The sequence below is a fragment of the Agarivorans sp. QJM3NY_25 genome (assembly GCF_050870875.2).
Taxonomy (GTDB): Bacteria; Pseudomonadota; Gammaproteobacteria; order Enterobacterales; family Celerinatantimonadaceae; genus Agarivorans.
Genome location: NZ_CP194041.2, coordinates 2,647,088 through 2,670,754 on the forward strand (window position 1 = coordinate 2,647,088; position 23,667 = coordinate 2,670,754).

General features: G+C 43.5%; 17 protein-coding genes. 10 read left to right on the plus strand and 7 right to left on the minus strand.

Annotation, left to right across the window (positions count from 1 at the left end):
- Positions 1–54: 54 nt before the first annotated feature.
- A complete protein-coding gene (locus tag ACRRSW_RS12215) occupies positions 55–5,133 on the minus strand; it encodes a PAS domain S-box protein (protein WP_432452963.1) in 5,079 nt (1,692 codons plus the stop codon).
- 377 nt (positions 5,134–5,510) lie between these two features.
- On the opposite strand from ACRRSW_RS12215, the gene sbcB reads away from it, so the two are divergent.
- From sbcB to ACRRSW_RS12240, 5 genes are all read left to right on the plus strand, one after another.
- The gene (gene sbcB, locus ACRRSW_RS12220; protein ID WP_432452962.1) at positions 5,511–6,923 is read left to right on the plus strand and encodes an exodeoxyribonuclease I; all 1,413 of its coding nucleotides are present in this window, start codon (positions 5,511–5,513) and stop codon (positions 6,921–6,923) included.
- A 78-nt stretch (positions 6,924–7,001) separates the two neighbouring features.
- On the plus strand, positions 7,002–7,544 hold the full coding sequence (locus tag ACRRSW_RS12225; protein WP_432452961.1) for a hypothetical protein: 543 nt from the start codon (positions 7,002–7,004) through the stop codon (positions 7,542–7,544).
- A 268-nt stretch (positions 7,545–7,812) separates the two neighbouring features.
- Entirely contained in the window at positions 7,813–8,658 is an 846-nt protein-coding gene (cdd, locus tag ACRRSW_RS12230) for a cytidine deaminase (RefSeq protein WP_432452960.1), read from the plus strand.
- A gap of 10 nt (positions 8,659–8,668) precedes the next feature.
- Positions 8,669–9,844 (plus strand): formate-dependent phosphoribosylglycinamide formyltransferase, encoded by a 1,176-nt coding sequence (gene purT / locus ACRRSW_RS12235; protein ID WP_432452959.1) that lies wholly within the window; start codon positions 8,669–8,671, stop codon positions 9,842–9,844.
- A gap of 2 nt (positions 9,845–9,846) precedes the next feature.
- Entirely contained in the window at positions 9,847–11,235 is a 1,389-nt protein-coding gene (locus ACRRSW_RS12240; protein ID WP_432459479.1) for a hypothetical protein, read from the plus strand.
- Between the two features lie 120 nt (positions 11,236–11,355).
- Here the strand turns inward: ACRRSW_RS12240 and ACRRSW_RS12245 are convergent, their stop codons facing one another.
- From ACRRSW_RS12245 to ACRRSW_RS12260, 4 genes are all read right to left on the minus strand, one after another.
- Positions 11,356–12,282, minus strand: a complete 927-nt coding sequence (locus ACRRSW_RS12245; protein ID WP_432452957.1) for a branched-chain amino acid transaminase — start codon at positions 12,280–12,282, stop codon at positions 11,356–11,358.
- 470 nt (positions 12,283–12,752) lie between these two features.
- Complete coding sequence (locus ACRRSW_RS12250; protein ID WP_432452956.1) at positions 12,753–12,944, minus strand: bacterioferritin-associated ferredoxin; 192 nt, start codon at positions 12,942–12,944, stop codon at positions 12,753–12,755.
- 156 nt (positions 12,945–13,100) lie between these two features.
- Positions 13,101–13,853 (minus strand): Nif3-like dinuclear metal center hexameric protein, encoded by a 753-nt coding sequence (locus ACRRSW_RS12255; protein ID WP_432459480.1) that lies wholly within the window; start codon positions 13,851–13,853, stop codon positions 13,101–13,103.
- 90 nt (positions 13,854–13,943) lie between these two features.
- Positions 13,944–14,147: a DUF2517 family protein gene (locus ACRRSW_RS12260; RefSeq protein WP_432452953.1), complete on the minus strand. Its 204-nt coding sequence runs from the start codon at positions 14,145–14,147 to the stop codon at positions 13,944–13,946.
- A 136-nt stretch (positions 14,148–14,283) separates the two neighbouring features.
- Between ACRRSW_RS12260 and ACRRSW_RS12265 the strand changes: the two genes are divergently transcribed.
- Positions 14,284–15,078: a DUF1853 family protein gene (locus ACRRSW_RS12265; RefSeq protein ID WP_432459481.1), complete on the plus strand. Its 795-nt coding sequence runs from the start codon at positions 14,284–14,286 to the stop codon at positions 15,076–15,078.
- 14 nt (positions 15,079–15,092) lie between these two features.
- Here ACRRSW_RS12265 and fbp read toward each other — a convergent pair whose 3' ends face one another.
- Positions 15,093–16,109 carry a class 1 fructose-bisphosphatase gene (fbp, locus tag ACRRSW_RS12270; RefSeq protein WP_432452951.1) on the minus strand — a complete coding sequence of 339 codons (1,017 nt, stop codon included), beginning with the start codon at positions 16,107–16,109 and terminating at the stop codon, positions 15,093–15,095.
- Between the two features lie 214 nt (positions 16,110–16,323).
- Here fbp and imuA point away from each other — a divergent pair, with 214 nt between their 5' ends.
- From imuA to ACRRSW_RS12290, 4 genes are all read left to right on the plus strand, one after another.
- Positions 16,324–16,950 carry a translesion DNA synthesis-associated protein ImuA gene (imuA, locus tag ACRRSW_RS12275; protein WP_432459482.1) on the plus strand — a complete coding sequence of 209 codons (627 nt, stop codon included), beginning with the start codon at positions 16,324–16,326 and terminating at the stop codon, positions 16,948–16,950.
- A gap of 27 nt (positions 16,951–16,977) precedes the next feature.
- Positions 16,978–18,360, plus strand: coding sequence for a Y-family DNA polymerase (locus ACRRSW_RS12280; RefSeq protein WP_432459483.1), 1,383 nt, complete (start codon positions 16,978–16,980; stop codon positions 18,358–18,360).
- Between the two features lie 238 nt (positions 18,361–18,598).
- A complete protein-coding gene (locus ACRRSW_RS12285; protein ID WP_432459484.1) occupies positions 18,599–21,658 on the plus strand; it encodes an error-prone DNA polymerase in 3,060 nt (1,019 codons plus the stop codon).
- 25 nt (positions 21,659–21,683) lie between these two features.
- Positions 21,684–22,331: a CDP-alcohol phosphatidyltransferase family protein gene (locus ACRRSW_RS12290; RefSeq protein ID WP_432459485.1), complete on the plus strand. Its 648-nt coding sequence runs from the start codon at positions 21,684–21,686 to the stop codon at positions 22,329–22,331.
- A 226-nt stretch (positions 22,332–22,557) separates the two neighbouring features.
- On the opposite strand, the gene ACRRSW_RS12295 is transcribed toward ACRRSW_RS12290, so the two are convergent.
- Positions 22,558–23,277, minus strand: coding sequence for a FadR/GntR family transcriptional regulator (locus tag ACRRSW_RS12295; protein WP_432452946.1), 720 nt, complete (start codon positions 23,275–23,277; stop codon positions 22,558–22,560).
- Between the last annotated feature and the right edge of the window lie 390 nt (positions 23,278–23,667).

Sequence of the window (23,667 nt, forward strand, 5' to 3'; positions counted from 1 at the left end):
AAATCGTGAAAGTCTACCCCAAGTTGTTTCGCAAGTCTTGCTTGGACATCTTCATCATTCAGGATTGGTGTTTAACTGACGTTGCATACTTAATACAATCTGCCCAGCAGCCTCGTAGTCATATTCTTCAATAAGCCGTTGTAATTCTTTAGCCAATGGAGGAAATCGAGATAATATTTCATGATGATTATCCAAGTATTCATTACTTTCGCTGTCGAAATCTTCTAATAAAGTCGCGAGTTTTTCTAAGCAAAGACTCAAGGCTTTATCTGAGACCTCAGGAGTATACTCATCATCGACCCCATTCGACGTCTCTGGATTATCTGTAAAATATTCTCGTAAGCTCTGTTGCAAAGGAACCATCTTGGCTTGTAACTGTTCAATGTCGATAGCGTTAATAAAACCACTCTCAGCTTGACCTTCGATTAACATTGCCAATTGTGATAAAGACGCCATACCCAAAGTCGCACTCACCCCTTTTATGGTATGTGCGATCCGTTCAGCATCCTGAAGTCGCTCCTCTAGATTAGCCAATACTAAGCTATCAATCACATCCTGCTGAGAGAACTTGCTAAGAAGTTTGCAATAGAGGGGTTGGCTACCATTGGCATTCGCGAGGCCAACAACCGTGTCTATACCTTCTATGTCTGGTAAGGGGATATCAACATGATGCTGTACCAAGCGATGCTCGAGTATTTGCGTCTCCGGCGGACGCTCCCCTAGATTGATCCATTTAGCCAGCACCGCAAACAAGTTATTCACATTAATCGGTTTAGAAATGTGATCATTCATCCCCGCATCGATGGCTTTTTGCCGATCGCCAGCCAAAGCGTTAGCCGTAAGTGCAATAATTGGTAAATCAGCAAGCGCTAATTGATGGCGGATAACTTTGGTTGCAGTATAACCATCCATAATCGGCATTTGGCAATCCATCAACACCCCATCCACATGGTGAGTCCTGAGGTATTCAACGGCTTCTGCCCCATCACAACATAGCTGACTATGAATTTGATTTGATTCGAGCAGTTCAATAATTAACTCTTGGTTAATATCATTGTCTTCAACCACCAATATATTGGCTCCGACTAAGTTGGCAATATCTTGATTAGCCCCCTGCAACTTAACTTCTCGTCGTGTTTGTTCAAATATTTCAATTTTTCTTACCTGAATAATGGTGTCAAATAAATGAGAAGGCGTAACTGGTTTGGTTAATATTGCGTCAAGAGGTACCCCTTTGGCCTCTTGACTCAGCTCTTCTCGACCAAAAGCAGTAATCATGATCACGTCTGGATTCAATCCCTGTTGTCTGATGCGCCGAACCGTTTCCACACCGTCCATATCCGGCATTTTCCAATCCATAAACACCATGTCTACCGTTACGTCCGGTGCAAAGGATTGCAGTAAAGCCAAAGCATCTTTTCCCCCGGCGGTCGAGTGGACGCTTAAGCCAAAACTTTGCAAGACTTGTACGTTAATTTGTCGAGCACTTTGGTTATCATCCACAACTAGGGCGGTTAAATGCGATAGGCTGGCATGCGTGGTGGCATTGACCAGCAGTGTATTATCTTGAGTCAACATTGGTAACTCAAAATAAAAACTACTCCCTTGACCAACCTCACTCTTCAACGCAATCTTCCCTCCCATAAGCTCTGTTAATTTCAAACAGATAGCCAAGCCCAAACCAGTTCCGCCATGCTTACGAGTGGTCGAACTGTCGGCCTGAGAGAAAGGTTTAAATAGCTTCTCTTGTTGTGCCGGCGACATCCCAATCCCTGTATCAGTCACCGCAAAGTGTAATCGTATTGCATTTTCCGTCAGTTCAGCCCCCTCAATTTTCAACACCACAACGCCTTGTTCGGTAAATTTAATAGCATTGTTACACAGGTTAACCAATACTTGAGTGAGTCGTAAGGAGTCACCAATCAGCGCCGTTGGTATATTGGGATCGATATCAAACAGTAACTCTAAGCCTTTTTGTTCGGCCTTTAAGCCCACCAAATTAGCTAAATTATCTAACACGTCTTCTAAGCGAAATCCCACCGACTCAATATCCAGTTTTCCCGCCTCTATTTTCGAAAAATCTAAAATATCATTGATGATCCCCAACAAGGCTTCCGCAGAGCGATGAACCTTATCGATATAATTACGCTGTCTTGGGTCGAGTTGCGTTTCCAAAGCGAGGTAAGACATCCCAATAATTGCGTTCATAGGGGTACGAATTTCATGTGACATGTTGGCTAAGAAGTCACTTTTCGCCTGACTTGCCGCATCAGCCTGCGCTCTCGCATCATTCAGCGCCTCCTCTAATTGCTTGATTTCATCAATATCGACATGAATACCACTAATCCGCAGTGGCCGACCTTCACTGTCGACTTCAGACACACGGCCAATACTTAATATCCACCGATACTCGCCGTTTTTACAACGAAGACGTATTTCGTTACGCAAAAAATCACTTTTGTCGGCTAAATGTTCGGCTAACTTTTCTTCGGTACTCAATACATCATGCGGGTGAATCAAACTTAACCAAGTGTGAGTATCATTTTTCAAACGGGCCCATAAACCCACGCCATCCCGAAGTTCACCGGCTTGATAACCAAGCATGCTTTCATAGATATTATTCACCTCGATCCGATCTTCTTGCGGGTAATAATCCCACATTCCCAAACCTGCGCCAGAAGCAGCAGAATCTAAACGCTCTTCACTCTCACGCAGTTGTGCCTCAACCTGCTTAAGGTCTGAAATATCGAAGATCACCCCATCGGAATAGCTGTGCTGGCTATCTTGGTCATGTGATACCACCGCTTTGTGTAATACGTGCCGTACAGTACCTGCCGCATCAATAATTCGAAATTCTTGGGATATTTGACCGCCATGGCGATAAGCCTCACTCACCGATGCTAAGGCATGCGCTTTATCTTCCGGGTGAATTAAGTCTCGATAGTTGCGTTTTGGATGTTTCCCGATAAAGTCTTGATGTGGGTAGCCAGTCTGTTCTTCAATACGTTCACTCAGGTATAACCAATCTTTTCCGCCATCCTCGAGTAATTGCATACGATACACCACGCATTGCAGATTATTGGTTAACGTTCTAAATTGCCGCTCACTATCCGCCAATTCTTGCTGAGCTTTTTTGCGAGCAGTGATATCTCGAACCACCCCTGTAAAATGACGCTTACCCTTTAAATAGATCTCTTTAACCGTTAATTCCATAGGAAACGGTTCACCGCCCTTACGAAGTCCAAACACTTCTCGTTCATTGCTAAATACAAAGGAACCATTTGTTGACTGATATTGGCTCAAATAAGCATCATGGTCGACGGAAATATCATTTGGCATCAATAGATTAACATTTTTACCAACAATTTCTGCCTCACGATAGCCAAAAATATGCTCGGCTGCGGGACTAAAACTACTGATGATCCCGCGCTGGTCAATTAAAATAATACCATCTGCAATCGTGTCGACGATGGTTCGGATCCGCTCTTCATTATCCGCTAACGCAAGCCGTGCTAAGTAACGTTCGGTGACATCTGTAAGTGACACTTTCACTTCCGCTACTTGATTACTCCCCTTTCTTCGCGGTGTCATACTAACGCTCAGATGTAATTCACGACCATCTGGTGCCTTAATCATCAAGTTTCTATCCGTCAGACTCTGGCCACCTATCACCTCATCTAATAGCTGTTGCGACTTTTGCTGTTGCTGTGGGTCAGCAGCAAAATCTTGCCACCGGTGCTGTTCAAAAAAACTGCGTTCGACACCTAACAATTCTGCAAAATTATGATTGTGCTTTAAAAATACGCCTTCCGTTGACAACGAGGCATAGGCCACAGGGGCATTTTCATATAGATCCCATAAGGTTTGTTCTCGCTCTTGTAACTCCGCAGTTCGTTGCTTCACCTGTTGTTCCAAATCGATATTCGATCGCTTCAGCCGCAAATTAAGCTTTCTCACTAAACCAAACACTAAGACAAACAGAAACAAACTAAATGTAAGAGTTGCAGCAAGTAGCAACAACACAATGTTGCGAAAATGAGAATAGCCTTGCATCACTTCTTGATAATCGATCTCAGAAACAATGCCGATCTCCATGTCCCTATCCCAGTGCCAAGCACCTACCACCGCAACACCGCGATAATCAAGATAGTGAACGAAATTTCCTCCAGTTTGCTTATTTAGGACCCCATAACCACTCTCCGTCCACTCTTGTTGTACTGAGCCACCATTCGGAACCTTTAACTTAATATTTAAAACTGAGGATTGACCAGTCTCTAATAGCCCTAGTTCGCGTAGCTGCGCCTCAAATTTACTTGGTGAGACTAGAAATCCGGAGCGACTCACTAAATAAGTTTCACCCGTTTCACCAACCCTCGCACCCTCTAACAGACTGCTAAACTCTTGCTCTGGATCCAAGCGTAAACTAAGTAATGCCACCACTTGCCCATCGCCATTTCGAATGGGTGCAACAATAAACATTGTCGAATGGCTGTTGCCCCGCGGCCCTTTAAATCGCTCTTGATCACCCTCTTGCAGCCTGATCGGTGGAATTAACACGGTATCACCTGCAAATGCTCGGGTTAATAAATGTGGATAATAGCGAGTAATGTCATTGATTTCGCCTATCTCATCATCATGCATCGATGCGATATTAATCCGCTGCTGTGAAATAATGACAAAACCAAGATCATCAAAAATAGAACGGTAATTAGCAACGGTTTGACGCAGGCCCGCCAAGGCAGGATTTTCGATTAAACTTTGTTTGGAATGCTCCGCTTCAAGTAACACATATGAGAAATGTTGAAAAGCTGGATCGTGAGCAATGATATCAACTTTCGCTTGCCACGATTGCATCCATTCATCCAAGCCTGCATCAGTGGTATCGAGTATCGACTCCACCACATTTTCCACTTGTACGAAGCGATGATGTTTTAATTGCATCAATCCAATACTGGTGATCGCCGCAATCACACCAATGGCGGACACCACCACCACTAAAATAACCAATATACTTTTACGAGAACTAAAAAGAGCACTCAAATTTTCGATAGAACTAGTACGTAATTTATTTAAAAAGAAACCGACCACAATTAACAAAATCAGTAGGGTCAATAACGACTGCAACATTGTCATATCTCATCCTTGAAATAGCATACAGCTCAGTGAACACAACAGCTAAAACCAACAAACTTAACTATATTGCTGATATATTTCTAAATATAGTTTAGTTACTCTCGAAGCGGTTTATCTTTATATAATCCATTTTGTGGTCTCGAGGTCATCTTCATGGGTTCCTCAGTCAATAACTTGCAACAAAGGCCCTCAAAATGAGTCTGTGAATCTAGAGCAATACCCGCTACTTCAAATGATGAAAGTAGCAGCATTAAAAAAGTGACTTACTGTATGCAAACTAAACACTCAATCCTGAGAGCGAGTTTGTTCACTCTGTTTTATGGTAAGGTTAGTTTTATTAAAACAGTGAAGCATCTACAAAGCGTGACGATAGACCAATGAACCAACAAACTTTTTTATTTCACGACTATGAAACTTTCGGAATTCACCCGGGCCGAGATCGACCCTGCCAATTTGCCGCAATTCGGACCGATTTGGAGCTAAATCCGATTGGCGAACCAATTGAATTATTTTGCCAACCGGCAAATGACTACATTCCTCAACCACACGCTTGCTTAGTGACTGGCATTACCCCGCAGCAGGCATTACAAAAAGGGATGATAGAGAGCGAATTCATCGACAAAATTAACCAAGAGTTTAGTCAACCAGGAACCTGTGGCGTAGGTTACAACAGCATTCGCTTTGACGATGAAGTGACCCGCTACACTTTATTTAGAAACTTTCTCGACCCCTATGAACGCGAATGGAAAAATGGTAATTCACGTTGGGATCTGATTGATATGGTTCGTGCTTGTTATGCGCTACGCCCCGATGGTATCGAGTGGCCCACTGACGCGAACGGTATCGTGAGTTTTCGACTCGAATTACTCACTGCGGCCAACGGTTTAAGCCATGCCAATGCTCATGATGCTGTTTCCGATGTGTATGCAACCATTGCTATGGCTAAACTGATCAAAGATAAACAACCTAAGTTGTTCAGCTATTTACTTAATATGCGGAATAAAAAGGTGGTTGCAGAAAAATTTGATTTATTAAATAACAAACCCTTAGTTCATATTTCCGGCATGTTTGGTGCCACACAAGGCTGCGCATCTTGGATCCTCCCTATCGCTTGGCACCCGGTTAATAAAAATGCAATGATTGTGGTGGATTTGAACCAAGACGCCAGTGTATTACTCGCGCTCAACGCTGAGCAAATTAACCAACGCCTTTATACTGCCCGTGCCAATTTAGCTGCAGATGAACTACCAATCCCGGTCAAACTGGTCCACACCAATAAGTGTCCGGTGTTAGCCCCCGCCAGTACCTTAACGCCTGAACGAGCGGAACAATTGGGTTTAAATCGATCACAATGTCGCCAAAGCCTCGATCTATTAGTTAACAATAAATTGCTAATTCAAGAAAAATTGAACCAAGTATTTTCGCTAGAGAGTGAATTCGCCGAGGATGACAATCCTGATACCAGTTTATACCGAGGATTTGTTGGCAACGCAGACAAAAATTTAATGCAAGTATTACGCGATAGTGACCCCAATCTAATTTCCAAGGAACGGTTTCAATTTGCCGATCCTCGCTTAAATCGCTTGCTATTGCGTTTTAAAGCAAGAAATTACCCCGAGTGCTTAAGCGAAGACGAACTTCAGCAATGGCAAGCTCAGCGACAAATCGTATTAAGTGAACAAATGAGTCAAATATTACCAAACTTAGAGGACTTATTAATTGAGCATCAAAATGACCCGAACAAGACTCAGATCTTAAAAAGGCTCTATGACTATATACAATTACTTTAAAATGTGAGCAAACAACTAGCTTAAGCCAAACCTTTCGCTATAATTGATTCACTAGATCACAACAATTACTGACGATTGATGGAACAAACTCAGCAATTAGAAGCATCGACAGTCAAGGCATTTGCCTTGGCGCTTAGCTTGTTGTTTGGTTGTATTACAACTTGTCAGGCCACAGAAAATAAGCAACCCATACGCCCTTCTTCATTATTGAGGCTGAGTGCAGAACAATTTGCATTGTTAGGTCATCTATTCGAACAGGCCTATCAAAAAACTGATTTTTCTCCCACCTTAACCAATAGTTACTTTGCAGAATCTGACTTATACGAACTGGTTGCAATTCCAGTGGTTCAAACGCCCTTTAACTCATTTCGTTTAGAATTATTTAGCCATATCTACGACCCTAAGTACTCAGTCTATACTCAGCTACATAAAGACTCCATCTACCATGGTTTGGGCCGTCGCCAATTAGCCTACTTAGCCGACAAATCTGAGTTTGCCGTTGGTCTAGGTTTTGTTGCCCCATTAAGTGAATATCTCTCACTAAAAACCATTATTTCTAATCACGATATTCCTGGTTATGGCGATAGTAAGTTTTCCTTAGGTTTTGAGTTTAAGTACTAAAACGCTAACAACTTGAAATACTCCAGTCTCCCATCCATAACTTGTAAAGCTCGATCCTCATTCACTAACTTTGCTCAATGCCTTACGCTCAATCGTGAAAAACCAAATCATCAATGATCAACATCTTTAGTTACCTTGGTATCTCGGTAGTTGAGTTAAGGTGAAAATAGACAGAAATGTTAAGTCAATGATCGTTGCGACAATTATAATCAAAGACTTGATACACGAATGATTGTTATCGCTCGCGAGCAATATCGAGGAACCTTATATGTCACCTAACAAGCTCCAAGATCCAGCCTTACTACAAGCCTTACAACGAGTTTTATTCACTGAACAAGTGCCTCACATGCTAAACAGTGCTCAAAGTGCGGCTTTATGCAAACAACTAAGTTGTAGTGTTCTCGAGCTTGCTGAAAGAATGCTTCCTTTAGCAGCAAGCTTCGCGGTAACACCAAAATCTCATTTTAACGTTGGCGCGATTGCTATCGATACACAACAACAGCTGTTTTTGGGCGCAAACTATGAGTTAGCTTATGGCCCATTAACGGGCAGCCTACATGGCGAACAAAGTGCTATTTTCAATGCTTTGAGCCATCAAGCCAGCTCGATAGAAAGTCTGGTAATTAATGCCGCCCCTTGCGGTTATTGCCGCCAATTCATGAATGAACTGGAAAATGCAAAAGACTTGCAGATCCGCTTTAATCAGCAAAACTACCGCCTACCGCAATTACTCCCTGAATCATTTGGCCCAGACGATCTTGGCATTACTGCTCCTTTACATCACTTAGCGCTCAGCGATGCACATAAGCCGAGTGATTTTGCCAAAGCCAGTTATGCTCCCTATAGCCACACCCAAAGCGCAATGTTCGCTTATCAAGGCGATAAATTGCTCGCTTGGAGCTGTTATATCGAAAACGTTGCTTTTAGCCCTTCTCTCTCTCCGCTTCTCACTTTATTATCTCAACTGAATTTAAATCATCTGAGCTTAGACAAAGTTGAGCGCTTTGAATTATGGGAACATAACGACAATCGGTTTAGTTTTAAGCAAGAATTACAGAATTTCGCAGAATATTCTGAAAAAACCATGACTCATCATGGTTACTCTAAAACATAGGAGCATCTAAATGTTAGGAACTGCGCTTAGCGTTTCTGGAACGAAAGTGTTATTACTTGGGGCGGGCGAACTCGGTAAAGAAGTTGCCATTGAACTACAACGTTATGGCGTTGAAATTATCGCCGTTGACCGTTATGCAAATGCCCCAGCGATGCACCTTGCTCATCGCAGTTATGTCATCGATATGTTAGATGGCGAAGCCTTAAAAGCCATCATCATCAAAGAACAACCGCAACACATTGTTCCAGAAATTGAAGCGATTGCGACTCAAACCCTCGTTGAGTTAGAGCAACAAGGTTTTGCTGTAACGCCCACCGCAAGAGCGACTCAATTAACCATGAATCGCGAAGGGATCCGCCGCTTAGCCGCAGAAACATTGCAGCTGCCAACATCTGCTTATCAATTTGCCGATAGCTTGGAGGACTGCCAACAGGCGGTCGCCAAGGTAGGATTACCTTGTGTATTAAAACCGGTAATGAGCTCTTCAGGTAAAGGCCAGTCGACACTTCGTAATAGTAATGATGTCACTGCGGCTTGGGATTACTCGCAGCAAGGCGGCCGTTCCGGTGCAGGACGAATTATCGTTGAAGGTTTTGTTGATTTTGACTACGAAATCACCTTACTCACGGTAAGTGCCATCGATGGCATTCATTTTTGCGCACCTATTGGCCATCGCCAACAAGATGGTGATTACCGCGAGTCTTGGCAGCCACAACAAATGTCTGAGCAAGCGCTGGCTAAATCTCAAGAAATAGCGCATAAGATTGTTAGCGAATTAGGCGGCTATGGTCTGTTTGGTGTTGAACTATTTATTAAAGGCGACCAGGTTTACTTTAGTGAGGTTTCCCCTCGCCCACATGATACTGGAATGGTGACTTTAATTTCTCAAGACTTATCTGAATTTGCCCTGCATGCCAAAGCCATCTTGGGCCTGCCGATCAAACAAATCCACCAATTTGGCGCCAGCGCTTCGGCGGTGATCATGGGAGAAGGCCAATCCAAAGATATTAAGTTTAGCGGATTAAGCGAAGCTTTAGACTTAGCCAATAGCCAGGTACGCTTATTTTCTAAACCCGAAATTAATGGCCAACGCCGCTTGGGCGTCGCGCTCAATCGCGCCGATAGCATCGAGCAAGCGGTTAGTCATGCCAAACAAATTGCAGCAGCGGTCAAGGTTCATTACTAACAATGACGGCGGACTCATTTTCTTTAAATGAAGAGGAGCTGGCGCTATTATTAGCGCCAACTACTCTCCCCGCTAATTCAAAGCTACTCCGAGTATTGTGGTTTCAGCAGCCTCTTTTTCAAGTCAATTATCCTATCGATCATATTCAAGTCTCTCACTTAGAAGAGCTACAGCTGCAACTTCAACAAACCAACGAATTTGATGCCATTGTATTTAACTGCATCCAACTCAATAGTGCTCAGTTAAGCCTGTTAGCTAACTTGCTAGAAGAGCAATCGCAAATGTCGGTATTTTTGGTTGGCAAACTGCCAGATATGGCCTTCGATATTGCGGATTTCACCTATTGCGCTGAACAAGTTGAGTTTGAAGAACAATTCACTTTCTGGTGTTACAAAATTAATCGGCAATATCAACGATGGCTCAATAATAAACGACTTTACTGGTATAGTTCGGAGCCAGACTCATCGTTCGCAGAACAACTGTCCCACTTACAATTTACCAATAATCACCGCTGGTGGCCCCCACAAGAGAATTTAAGACATCAATTACGGCAGGCCAATCTAGTATTAGTCGTGGTATATGACAATGACCCTAATTTGGTTGAGGTTATCGAAATCTTAGCTTCTGTACTACATCGCCCCGGCTTATTTTTAGTTTTTCAAAGCAACTCTCGACTACGCAGTAGCATTATTTTGCTAGCAAAACATTATGGCTTAAATCTCTACACCTGTTTCGAGCAAAGCTTATTCCAACAACAAGTGGCTTACCTGAGCCGTCAATTTTTCCGACGTTACCGCCATAAACTCAACCAGCAAGAACAAGTCGCCGAGCATCGTTGTTACCTGATTAAAAATATTGATGATCAACAATTATTTGGTTATTGGGATTGGCCGATTCTCAAGCAACCATCCGACTCCGATAGACCGTCAAGCAAGCCAGCGCTATTCAATGCCAACTATTGGCCTTATTTTAAACAGCAGCTAACAAGCAATCACGCTTCCCTGAATCACCTCGCAACGCATTATCCTCAACAAATTTTAGTCTTTAGTCCAGATTTACCGATGGATCATCTTTCGAGATTAATCCGCTTAAAGCAACAGCACTTTCAACTGGCTTGGCAGCCCAACTTAATCGCTCAATTAAAGAATCAAGTAACCGTATTCGAACTGATCGACATCTTGGTATTATCCTTAGATATGTGGATCTTACTGAATATCAACAACGATAATAAAGACTTTTGGCAACAACTAAAGCTGCATTGCCAGGAACATCATATTGCGCTTGCCATTCTTGGCGTACAGCCTAATCTAATTCAATACTGGCGCGATAAAGGCTTTGATTTATTGATCCATCGAGAAGAAGATCAAATCGTTAAGCCGAAGGATAGTTGATGTTGGGAGGAATGATTCATTGTAAGGGGTGATTGCTTACCTTTGATTGATTCAAGAGTGTATAAAAATGGCAGGCATGCCAAAAAATTTAGCATGCCTCAATCACAATTATTTCAATCATTAAGCTACTGGTGTTAACCAATCGAGTAAATTAGCACGTTTTCCAGTCACGGCTTCAAAATAGGTCGATTGCAACTGCTCGGTAATTGGGCCACGTTGACCATTACCAATTTGACGGCCATCCAATTCGCGAATTGGTAATACTTCAGCCGCAGTTCCAGTGAAGAAAGCTTCGTCAGCGATATACACTTCATCGCGGGTAATTCGTTTTTCAATCACTTGATAACCATAGCTTTGCGCAATTTGAATGACGGTTTTGCGAGTAATCCCATCTAAGCAAGAGGTTAACTCCGGTGTATAGATAACACCATCACGCACCATAAAGAAGTTTTCACCACTGCCTTCTGCAACGTAACCTTCTGGATCGAGTAACAAAGCCTCTTCACAACCACAATCCAAGGCTTCTTTTAAAGCCAACATCGAATTAATATAATTACCATTGGCTTTGGCTTTCGTCATTGCAATATTCACGTGATGGCGAGTATAAGACGAGGTGCGGATCTTAATCCCCAATTCTTTAGACTCTGGTGACATATAGGCTGGCCATTCCCAGGCAGCAACGATCACGTGGGTACTTAAATTATCAGCCCGTAAGCCCATCCCTTCCGAACCATAGAAACACATTGGACGTAAATAGGCATGCGCAAGTTTATTTTCTCTTACCACTGCCCGCTGCGCTTCATTTATGTCTTGTTTAGAATAAGGCAGCTTCATATTTAAGATGTGCGCAGAACGGAATAGACGATCAGTATGTTCTTGCAACTTAAAGATACACGCGCCCTGATCATCGGTGGCATAAGCCCTCACGCCTTCAAACACACCTAAACCATAATGTAAGGTATGGGTTAACACGTGAACTTTCGCTTCGCGCCAAGGTACCATTTCACCATCAAACCAAATCAATCCGTCGCGGTCTGCCATCGACATATGTGCGTCTCCTAATTACTGTCTTCTTATCATCAGGCTACCATCATATTGGAGTCATTGTGCCGCTGCAACAGGTCTCACAATTCTAGACCATAAGGTCGGCCATAAGCAGTGATTAAATTCAAAACTAAGTTTGCGATAGTTGATTGATGAGACTTGATGGACGGACTCGAAAAACGTTTGCGACGCGGTTTAAACATGGTGCCAATCTAACTGATGATTAGTTCGTTCTTGCTGAGCTAAATCACCGTTAGCTGCGTGATGTATCTAGTGATTAGAGCCACTCGTTACTGCACTTCGTGCCTAGTATCAGCCGCTTTATTCTGCGCAATAAGTTGAGCATATAATGAATCAGATTGGTATTAGATAGAACCATCACAACGATGATGAAAACGGCTTAGAAGATGAAGCGTTAGCTCAAACTTAGAGGGAGGGGGTAATTAAAACAAAAATAACTACCCGCGGGGAATTTAAGCGACTTGGTAATATTTAGGTGTCACTTCTAATTGTTTGTTGATGATCTGTTTCGCCATACGCGCACAACGACCGCATTCGGAAGCAACCCCGAGCTGTTCACGCACGTCGCTCAAACTTTCGCAGCCTTGTTCAACCGCCTGCTTAATTTGCTTATCTGTGATGCTATGACATAAACATACAAACATGAATTAATCCTCATCCCCATCAATAGCTAAATTATATTGCGAACTATTATCATTCGCAATATTTTTTTACAATTTAGCAGAAAATCAGATAATCGCCACTGTAGAACTATAATAAACCAACTAAAATTTACAGCGCAATTAAGCCATGTAGCTTGTTTAAACAGGGTTATCGACATCGATAAAACGAACATCTAACTGATGCTGCTCGGCGAGCCATTCTCCTAAGGCTTGAACCCCATAACGTTCGGTGGCATGGTGCCCAGCTGCAAAATAATCAATCTGCATCTCTCTGGCAGTGTGTACCGTATTTTCAGAGATCTCTCCGCTCACAAAGGCATCAAGTCCCTGCTCCGCAGCTAAACCTAAATACGACTGGCCACCCCCCGTGCAAATACCCACTTTATGAATTTTTCGCTGATTCGAAATATGTAAGGGCTTACGCTGTAACACGGCTTCGATCTGCGCAGCAAAAGCCTCTCCGGAAATGGGTTCAGCCAACTTGCCTACCATCGCCACGCTGCGAGGATCCCAGGGTTCTAAACCCCGTGTCAGTGTCATGCCCAGTCGCTTAGCCAATTGAGCGTTGTTGCCTAATTCCGGATGAACATCTAAAGGTAAGTGATAGGCATAGAGATTAATATCATGCTTGAGCAAAGCCTGCAGGCGACGGCGCTTCATACCAGTGACAACCGCTGCTTCATTTTTCCAGAAAAAGCCATGATGCACTAAAATAGCATCAGCTTTATGAGCAATCGCCTGATCGATCAAGGCTTGGCAAGCCGTCACCCCGGTAACGATGCACTGCACCGATTCACGCCCTTCAACCTGTAGACCATTCGGGCAATAATCTTTAAATTTAAAGCTATCGAGATGTTGATTCAGGATATTTTCTAATCGAGTATTTTTCATTCGGCTCACTCACAATGGTTTGTCTGTATTGTAAGTAGCAGCAAGCTCTAGAAACAAGTACTTAGCCTAAATATCATCACTGTAGCTCACTTAATACAGAACAAACTGATTGATCCGCTCAGCCTGCTGCATCCAAGCTGGCAAATTATTACGTTTAACCCATTGTCGATGTAAGGCACTATAAAATGGAGCTCGTAATCCTAATAGTGCGATCCATGGGAACAATAGAGTACCCACAAGTAGTAATACACTACGACGCAGCCAAATAAGCGGGAGAGAATATTGTTTACTCATAGAACGACCTCAACTGGTTAGACCAGAAAATATTAGCTGCATTTTAGTAATTAAACTACAAAAATCATTGAAGCTGACTAAAAAAAACACTTATAGTTTGATTATTTGTAAATATAATAACAAAAGAGAAACATAAATGGATTCAAATAGCTTGCAAGAAGATTTGCAATGGTGCTTAAATGCACGGCCATTACTTCCCTATTCACTACCCTATAGTGTAAATCTGGCTTGGCAGCAGCAATGGAAAAGTGCCCTATTCAAGCAATTAAACAGATTACCTTCGATTAAACCTCACCCACGTTTAGGTTTATATTTTGAACAGCTATGGCGAGCCTTAATAAAACGACATCCCGATTGGCAATTATTAGCCGATAATATCCCCGTACAAGAAAATGGAAAGACGCTGGGTGCGATTGATTTCTTACTCGTAAATCATCGGCAGCAAAAGGTTGAACATTGGGAATTAGCCCTAAAATTTTATTTGGCCGTAAAAAGTAACAGTAGTGCCTACGATTATGTTGGCCCAAACCTGCAAGATCGGCTAAGCAACAAGCTAAGTAAACTGTTACTCAAACAGATCCCTCTCGGCCGTCATCCACAAATCCAAGCACTACGACAAGTTTACTCACACTATCAATTTAAACAGCGCATCATATTGTCAGGTTATCTATTCGAGCAAGCGCCGGAACACAGTGAAACACTGCAGAGTCGCCATTGGTATAGTCATCAACAATGGCGAAAAAATCATCGAGGAGAAGATTGGTGTGAACTCAATAAACAGCAATGGTTAAGCCCGCCTGCTCATCAATTAGAGCCCATTAAATCAACAAGCTGGCAAATCGATCGGCCAATGCAACTGTATTGTCCACAACAACAGAAAAGAATTTTTGTTTGCCCTGACGAATGGTTCATCAGGGCAAAAGCGAGTTAGGAATAAGAGATAACTTAAGCTTTATTCTCGTCCAGAGAATATTCGCGCATCATCGCTTCAACCGTTTCAACCATGTTGGTACTACCACAGAAAAAAGGAACACGTTGATGTAACTCGGTCGGCTCAATATCCATAATTCGATTAAAGCCATCACTGGCTTTACCGCCTGCTTGCTCAATAAGGAAGGCCATTGGGTTGCACTCATACAATAAGCGTAGCTTCCCTGAGGGCGCAGACGCTGTTGAAGGATAAATGTAGATCCCACCTTTAAGCAAATTACGATGGAAATCAGACACTAAAGACCCAATGTAACGAGAGGTATAGGGGCGATTAGTATTCGGTTCAATCTCTTGACAATATTTGAGGTACTTCTTCACCCCAGTTGGAAACTTAAGGTAATTCCCTTCATTAATCGAATAGATAATCCCATCTTTAGGGATCGTCATGTTCTCGTGGGATAAATAGAATACACCTAAAGATGGATCGCAGGTAAAACCATGTACGCCATGACCCGTGGTATAGACCAACATAGTTGATGAACCATAAACCACGTAACCAGCCGCGACCTGACGATAGCCTGGTTGCAAAAAGTCTTCTAATACAACAGGGGAACTACAAGGACTGATCCGTCGATAAATAGAAAAAATAGTGCCTACCGATACATTCACATCAATATTAGAAGAACCATCTAAGGGGTCCATCAGAACAACGTATTTACTGTCGATAGAACGAGTACTATCAAAACTAACAAATTCATCTTCTTCTTCAGAAGCGACACCACATACTTCACCCCTTGCTTCCAATGCCGCTTTAAACATTTCATTGGCATAAAGATCGAGCTTTTGTTGTACTTCTCCTTGTACATTTTCTACGCCAGTTGCGCCAATAATATCGACTAAACCAGCCTTATTGATTTCGCGGTTAACCACCTTTGCGGCTAAACGAATCGCCCCAAGCAGTTGGGTCAGCTCTCCCGTAGCTTCAGGAAACTGGTGCTGCTTCTCAATTATGTATTCACCCAGAGTTATCATTTGTATCCCTATTTATTGACTCGCCCATGAAAACCTTTTCAATCTCCACAGTTATTTTGCAAGTATTTATTAAAAATTACTAGCATCATTAGTCAATTGTAATACATATAAGCAAAAAAATATTTGCAAATGCATAAAATTAACACTACTGTATATCCATACAGTAATTGTAAGGCCGTTAAATTTGGCATCGACTGAAAGCATGGAGCAAACAATGGCACAACAAATCAATCAACTGCTACAGAACAACAAAGTTTGGCAAGGTAAGCAATGGCATCGCAGCCAGCTAACGGTACAAGCAAGCGGCTTTGAACAGCTTGATCAACAGCTCCCAGGCCAAGGTTGGCCACAAGGCGCAATGACAGAAGTCCTCTATGAACAACAAGGTATTGGGGAACTACAACTGCTGTTACCGGCCCTGGCTAAATTAAGTAAAAAATCACAATGGATCATATGGGTGGCGCCTCCGTTCATGCCAAATGCCCCAGCACTGCAACAACACAACATTGATATAAGTAAGGTGATTGTGATCCGCCCAGAACAGTGCAGCGATATTATCTGGACCATTGAACAAGCCCTTAAAAGTGGCTGTTGCAGCGCCGTGTTAGGCTGGGTTGATCATTTAGATTTAAAAGCCAGTCGCCGCTTGCAACTAGCTGCCGAACAAGGCGACTGTCTCAGTTATTTATTTAGACCTTTGCAGCAACAACAACAAAGCTCCAGCGCTAGTGTTCGCATTACACTACATCCCAATAGAAATACCGACCAAATCAGCTACCAGCTATTAAAACGACGCGGCGCAGCTCCGCTCTACGGGCAACATATTCCTCGTCAAGTTTAATAGCAAAGCCCTCAATGTGACTAAAGCATGTATTGGATTTACCTTGATTTCCCACAACTCGCGCTGGACTTGCTACAGCGCGAACATTCGCCCTCCGAAGCCTTAGCTATTCACCATAAGCAACAACTCACTCAGTTCAACAAGGCTGCGCATCAGCTAGGGCTCTACTTTGGCTGTTCGCTCAATACCGCCTATCAGCTGGCACCACAGCTCCATCTCTATGAACAACAAACGCAAGTTACTGATGATTTGTTTCAAAACTTAGCCCAACAAGCTTTAAGCTATGCTGCGCAAGTCGCCCTGCACCAAGACCATGGCCTATTTATTAATGGTTCTGGCATGCAAAGTATTTATCCCACCCCCCAGACTCATGCTCAACAACTAAGCATCATCTATCAACAACAAGGCTTGAGCTTTCGACTGGCCTGGGCCAACACCGCGCTCGCTGCTCGCTGGCTGGTTTGCTCAAAGCATAAACAAGCACCCTATAGAGGGGTCGAAACACTCGACGCTCTACCACTAAGCGCCTGTGATTTGCCAAAAGCACAAATTGCCAGCTTACAAGCCATGGGGCTTTACACATTTAAACAGCTTTGCGCATTACCTCGCCCAGAACTGCGAAAACGTTTAGGAGAACAAAGCCTAAAAAGCTTAGATCAGGCGCGAGGTAAGCAGCCATACCCGCTCGCTTTTATTCAAGCACAAGACCGTTACCAGCAAATGTTTCCACTGCTGAGTGAAATCAATACCACTCAAGCTTTAATGTTTCCTTTGAAGCAAGCTTGCCAACATTTACAACACTGGCTAAGAGAACGCCAGTATTGCTGTAATGAAATCGTCCTTGAATTATGTTTTCGTGATAAGGCCAAACAAAGGCTCCTGTTACGCAGTGCCCGTATGCTACAAAGTCGTCACGACTGGTTTGCCTTATTTCAGCTGAAACTAGAGACTCTGAGATTACCAGCGGCGTTGCTCGAGTTTAACCTCAGTAGCGAAGCGCTCTACCCTTTAAATCATTCGAGCAATGGGCTATTTGACCAAGACCAAACTCAACTCGATGATCTGTTATTTGATCAACTCAACATCCGTTTAGGTAGCCAACGGATCCATCGTTTAAGCTGTCGAGCTGATTATCGGCCTGAACTAGCCAGCCAATATCAACCCTTAGAACATGCCTCCGCACTTAATTATCCGAGTAACTTTCCTCGACCATGCTGGTTACTGCCCCAGCTTAAGCCAATCAATATTGTGCATTATGAGCTGCTCTCAGCTCCAGAGCGTATTGCCAGCGGATGGTGGGATGAGCACCAAATTAACCGCGATTATTATTTGGCGAAAAGTCAGCATGAGGCGCTTGCTTGGATATGCCAAGAGAATCAGCAATGGTTTTTACATGGTTGGTTTGGCTAGGCTGTTGCACTTAATTAATGATTTTTAATCAAGTACTTAGTCGCAGAAAAAGCGGCTTAATGCCGCAGCTATCACTCTCTATTCTCAATGAGGAAGAAAATGTATTTAGCCCCGCTTTCCAAATGCGCTTATCAACATGACCTCGTTTATTTTAGCGGCTTATCTATGACGCCATCACACAGACTCGGCCTCATACAAGCTGCGGTCCCATCATTACCAGAAATAGACAAGCAGTAAGATGAATACGATTCCTTTTGCCGAACTCAATGCTCAGAGTAACTTTAGTTTTTTATATGGCGCATCCCACCCTGAGGAGTTGGTCGAACAGGCCCAGCAATATCAATATCAAGCGATTGCCATCACCGACGAATGTAGCTTAAGTGGTGTTGTACGCGCCCACCAACAAGCGACTCAACTCGGGATCAAACTGCTCATTGGTAGCCAATTTACTTGTCAGGAACAATGCCAAATCGTGTTGCTTGCCAAAGATCTACAAGGCTATCAACAGCTTTGTCGCTTGATTACAGCAGCTAGAAAAAATAGTCATAAGGGTCACTACCAACTCAACTTGAGTCAGTTTGAAAAAGACTTAGACAACTGCATACTGCTCATAAAAGCTACGCCACAACTAACGACTGCCCAGCTCCACCAGCTACAAATAGTTCGAAAACAACCGCTATATCTGCTATTGCACAATGATTTAACCGAAACCAGTCAACAGCTTAATGACTACCGCCACTTAGCAAAATCTAACCAAGTTCGCTGTGTTGCCTCAATGAATCCTCGCATGCATCTAGCCAAGCGGAAAAAGCTGGCCGATGTGCTCGATGCGATCCGCCACCATACCTGTGTACAACAGGCTGGATTTTTACTCTCCCCCAATGCCGAACGCCGCCTTTTAAGATGGCCACAACTACAGCAGCGTTACCGAGCAGAAGAACTAGCACTAAGCAGTGAATTGGCAGAACAATGTCAATTCAGTTTAAATGAGCTTCGTTACCAATACCCAAAAGACTGTGTTCCAAAGGGTTACACAGCCCAAGACTACTTACGAATACTCGTAGAACGGGGGGCAAAAAAGCGTTTTGGTAAAACCTTAGCGGACGAGATCCGTCAACAGATTGACCACGAATTAGCCTTAATTAGCGAACTCAACTACGAGCATTACTTTTTAACCATTTATGACATCGTCGATTACGCACGGAACCAACAGATCCTGTGCCAAGGGCGAGGCTCAGCCGCTAATTCGGTGGTCTGTTACTGTTTATATATTACCGAAGTTCATCCCCAGCAAGCAGGTTTATTATTTGAACGCTTTATCTCCAAAGAGCGAGATGAGCCACCCGACATTGATGTTGATTTTGAGCACCAACGCCGTGAAGAAGTGATCCAATATATCTACCAAAAATATGGTCGTGACCGCGCGGCTCTTGCTGCCAGCATTGTGACCTACCGAACCCGTAGCGCCATCAATGACATCGGCAAAGCCTTAGCGATCCCTGCACATATTCTGCATAGTCTCAACCATCATATCGACTGGCGCGATAAAAGTTCCAACACCCGTGAAAAGATTATTAAATCTGGCTCACTACCCGCCGCTCACGCACATCACTTTGCCGAATTAGTGGAACAATTACGGGGCTTTCCGCGCCACCTTTCGCAACACGTCGGGGGATTTGTTATCGCGCAAGGGCAACTTTGTGACTTAGTGCCGATTGAAAATGCTGCCATGGCCGAACGCACGATTATTCAGTGGGATAAGAATGATTTAGAAGCACTACATTTAATGAAAGTCGATATTCTCGCGCTTGGCATGCTAAGCGCGATCCGCCGCTGTCTGAGGAGTTTGAGTGAACGGGAACAGCGCCGTATTAGCCTGAGCGACATTCCACAGAACGACCCTTGCACCTACGATATGTTATGTCGTGGCGACAGCATTGGGATTTTTCAAGTCGAGTCGCGAGCACAAATGAGTATGTTGCCGCGTTTAAAGCCCAGAAGCTATTACGACTTAGTGATCGAAGTCGCCATCGTACGTCCCGGCCCCATCCAAGGCGATATGGTGCATCCTTACCTACGACGACGTCACGGAGAAGAAACCGTTAGCTATCCTAGCCCAGAGGTCGAATCGGTATTAAGTCGAACCCTCGGGATCCCAATTTTCCAAGAACAAGTCATCAAATTAGCGATGGTCGCGGCCGGATTTAGTGGCGGCGAAGCCGATCAATTACGTCGCGCGATGGCCGCTTGGAAACGTAATGGTAAGCTCCGCTATTTTAAAGATAAATTAATCAACGGTATGCTTAGTCGCGGCTATCAACTCGATTTTGCCGAACGCTTATTCTCACAAATATTGGGCTTTGGTGAATATGGTTTTCCGGAGTCCCATGCCGCCAGCTTTGCTCTGTTGGTTTACATTTCTTCTTGGTTAAAGTGTCACGAACCCGCCGCCTTTTGCTGTGCATTGCTCAATAGCCAACCAATGGGATTTTATAGTCCTAGTCAACTGATACAAGATATTCAACGCCATGGGGTTAGCATCTTAGCAATCGACATTAACCACAGCGCTTGGGAGCATCACCTAGATTACCAAAGCGCAGCTAAGGGAGCGATCCGCTTAGGCTTAAAACAAATCAAAGGCTTAAATCGACATAAGATCAATCGCTTGCTACAACAGCGCCCCGCTCAAGGCTTCACTCATCTGGCGCAAATCACCGCCTGCTTAGACCAAAGTAGTTTAAACGCCTTAGCTTCAGCCGATGCTTTCGCGGGTCTTGCCGGTCATCGCCATCAAACACGTTGGAAAATGAGTGGTATCGAGCCAGATCTACCGCTATTTGCAATGCCCTCTGAGGCAAAAGTGCAACTGCCTGTCCCGAGTGAAATTGAAGATATCACCCAAGATTATCTCACGACTAACCTGAGTTTACGCCACCACCCTCTGCAGCTGTTGCGCGAACACCAAGCCCTAAAAAATTGTTTGTCACAATTGCAATTACAAGGCTGCCAACACGGTCAATTAGTTACCGTCGTTGGTTTAGTGGTAGGACGTCAACGCCCAGGGGCAACGGCCGATGTCACCTTCGTCACCCTAGAGGATGAAACTGGTAATAGCAATGTGATAGTCTGGCCAGCAACCGCCAAAGCTCAGCGTAAAGCGCTTATTTCATCTCGCTTACTTAAAGTGACAGGGCGCTTAGAACGCTGTGATAATGTATTGCATATTATCGCCGGAAAGTTAGAGGATTGCTCATGGCTATTGGCCGATTTATCGATCCACTCCCGCGACTTTCGTTAAATAAAGGCTGAACAATAGGATATCTATGTTAGATCGCTACGCCGTAAAACTGATTAAAGCACCACTGGACTACGTCGCCAAGCATTTAGATAAGGCGGGTTTGAATGCCAACCAAATCACCCTCAGCGGATTTGTGCTCGGCTTAGCAGCCATTCCTATGTTGGCCTTTCAACACTATGATTGGGCCTTAGGCTTGATCATACTCAACCGTATATTCGATGGTTTAGACGGCGCATTGGCAAGGCGTCAAGGTTGTAGCGATTTTGGCGGCTACCTTGATATTGTCTGTGATTTTATCTTTTACTCTGGTGTCGTTTTGGGATTTGCTCTGGCCGCTCCTGAGCAAAATTCCATTGCAGCCAATGTACTCATCTGGACTTTTATGGGGACTGGCTCAAGTTTCCTCACTTTTGCCATTATGGCCGCCAAAAGAGATATAGAGAATACGGTATATCCACACAAGTCCTTATATTACTTGGGAGGACTCACCGAAGGTAGTGAAACCATCGCTTTATTCCTGCTATTTTGCATATATCCGGAGCATTTCCCCACCTTGGCTCTAGGTTTTGCCGCTCTGTGTTTCATCACCACATTAACTCGGATCTTAGCAGCCAAGGCCACTTTTATTGATTCACCAAATCAAGGGCCAGAAACTCCAAAGGCAGGTGACTAGAAACACCTCGGTTTATGCTTGTTTACCGTCTATTTTGTTGAATTGTCATATCCCTAGAGGCTGAAACATCACAGTGAATGGGCGAAACCAAAGAACAAGAAAGAACCTGAGAATCGCTTTTATGACAGAACGCTCAGCGTAACCCAAAATAGAGAAAGGTTACGCCATTTCCTAAAGACGAGAATTGGTCTCTATCTACAATAAAGACCAGAAATAAGCACCTGGATTAAGCCACAGCACCTTTTGCCAACTGCTGTGGGCCCAAAGCTAATAAAGCAAGATTTGCCTGTCGAGCTTGCTCTGCATCACCGGCCATAATCGATTGATAAATAGCCGTATGTTCAGGCATACAAGTATGACCATCCTGAGAAGCATATTTAAAGTAATGTACGTACATCACCTGTAAGACATTCGCGAAAGGAATAAAGAAGCAGTTTCCGGTCGCCAAATAGATTAAACGATGAAAACGCAAGTCCGCCTCGACCCATTCAGACCAATCTTGTTTTTTAGCGACCGCCGACATTTGTAAAAAAGCTTCGGTTAATGCACTACGTTGCTGGGACGTGGCATTCTTCGCAGCCAAAGCCGCAGCTTGGGGTTCAATAGCTTGGCGTAAAGCAATAAATTCATCCATTGCTTGCTGTTGCATTCCCAGGCCAGACATCCAACTCAATAACTGAGGATCGAGCATATTCCAGTGTTCTCGAGCTCTAACTCGAGTCCCAATCTTAGGTCGCGACTCCAATAAGCCTTTGGAGCTAAGATGTTTAATCGCTTCTCGCAAGGCCGTTCGACTCACCGCAAACTGTTCACACAACTCCATCTCGGATGGAATAATACTATGTTGCGCAAGTGCTCCCGATAAAATACTTTTAGCAACTTCTCTTGCCACTTGTAAGTGCAAACTCCGAGCAGCACCTTCGATCGTTGAAAATTCACTAGCCATAGGGATCCTTATACTTTCCTATGATTTAATCCAAAATAAATATGAAAACAGCTCGCTCATCTATAATGACTAAAGCGTCACTACGGTAGCATGATTTTATTTTTTCTCTATAGGTAATGATTTAATAATTTGATAATACTGTATTTTTTTCAATACACTTGTGAATCCGAATCCACAAATCGTAGTCGTAATTTTACGAAAATTGGTAACAAATCAGCTTACTTGTATGATGATTAAGTTTAATTTGACAGCCAATTTTAAAATCATCAGTACGCCCTATTTCGGCTATGACTCTCTTCACTTAATCTAAGAAAATTGCCATCAGGTGAGTATTTAATGGGTTTTGGCCATTGCTTATCTGTGAATTACAATCAGCCATTAAAGCAAGTT

Excerpts from the sequence above, each read along its gene's own strand:
- ACRRSW_RS12215 (WP_432452963.1), bottom strand. The coding sequence starts at position 5,133 with ATGACAATGTTGCAGTCGTTATTGACCCTACTGATTTTGTTAATTGTG.
- sbcB (WP_432452962.1), top strand. The coding sequence starts at position 5,511 with ATGAACCAACAAACTTTTTTATTTCACGACTATGAAACTTTCGGAATT.
- ACRRSW_RS12225 (WP_432452961.1), top strand. The coding sequence starts at position 7,002 with ATGGAACAAACTCAGCAATTAGAAGCATCGACAGTCAAGGCATTTGCC.
- cdd (WP_432452960.1), top strand. The coding sequence starts at position 7,813 with ATGTCACCTAACAAGCTCCAAGATCCAGCCTTACTACAAGCCTTACAA.
- purT (WP_432452959.1), top strand. The coding sequence starts at position 8,669 with ATGTTAGGAACTGCGCTTAGCGTTTCTGGAACGAAAGTGTTATTACTT.
- ACRRSW_RS12240 (WP_432459479.1), top strand. The coding sequence starts at position 9,847 with ATGACGGCGGACTCATTTTCTTTAAATGAAGAGGAGCTGGCGCTATTA.
- ACRRSW_RS12245 (WP_432452957.1), bottom strand. The coding sequence starts at position 12,282 with ATGTCGATGGCAGACCGCGACGGATTGATTTGGTTTGATGGTGAAATG.
- ACRRSW_RS12250 (WP_432452956.1), bottom strand. The coding sequence starts at position 12,944 with ATGTTTGTATGTTTATGTCATAGCATCACAGATAAGCAAATTAAGCAG.
- ACRRSW_RS12255 (WP_432459480.1), bottom strand. The coding sequence starts at position 13,853 with ATGAAAAATACTCGATTAGAAAATATCCTGAATCAACATCTCGATAGC.
- ACRRSW_RS12260 (WP_432452953.1), bottom strand. The coding sequence starts at position 14,147 with ATGAGTAAACAATATTCTCTCCCGCTTATTTGGCTGCGTCGTAGTGTA.
- ACRRSW_RS12265 (WP_432459481.1), top strand. The coding sequence starts at position 14,284 with ATGGATTCAAATAGCTTGCAAGAAGATTTGCAATGGTGCTTAAATGCA.
- fbp (WP_432452951.1), bottom strand. The coding sequence starts at position 16,109 with ATGATAACTCTGGGTGAATACATAATTGAGAAGCAGCACCAGTTTCCT.
- imuA (WP_432459482.1), top strand. The coding sequence starts at position 16,324 with ATGGCACAACAAATCAATCAACTGCTACAGAACAACAAAGTTTGGCAA.
- ACRRSW_RS12280 (WP_432459483.1), top strand. The coding sequence starts at position 16,978 with ATGTATTGGATTTACCTTGATTTCCCACAACTCGCGCTGGACTTGCTA.
- ACRRSW_RS12285 (WP_432459484.1), top strand. The coding sequence starts at position 18,599 with ATGAATACGATTCCTTTTGCCGAACTCAATGCTCAGAGTAACTTTAGT.
- ACRRSW_RS12290 (WP_432459485.1), top strand. The coding sequence starts at position 21,684 with ATGTTAGATCGCTACGCCGTAAAACTGATTAAAGCACCACTGGACTAC.
- ACRRSW_RS12295 (WP_432452946.1), bottom strand. The coding sequence starts at position 23,277 with ATGGCTAGTGAATTTTCAACGATCGAAGGTGCTGCTCGGAGTTTGCAC.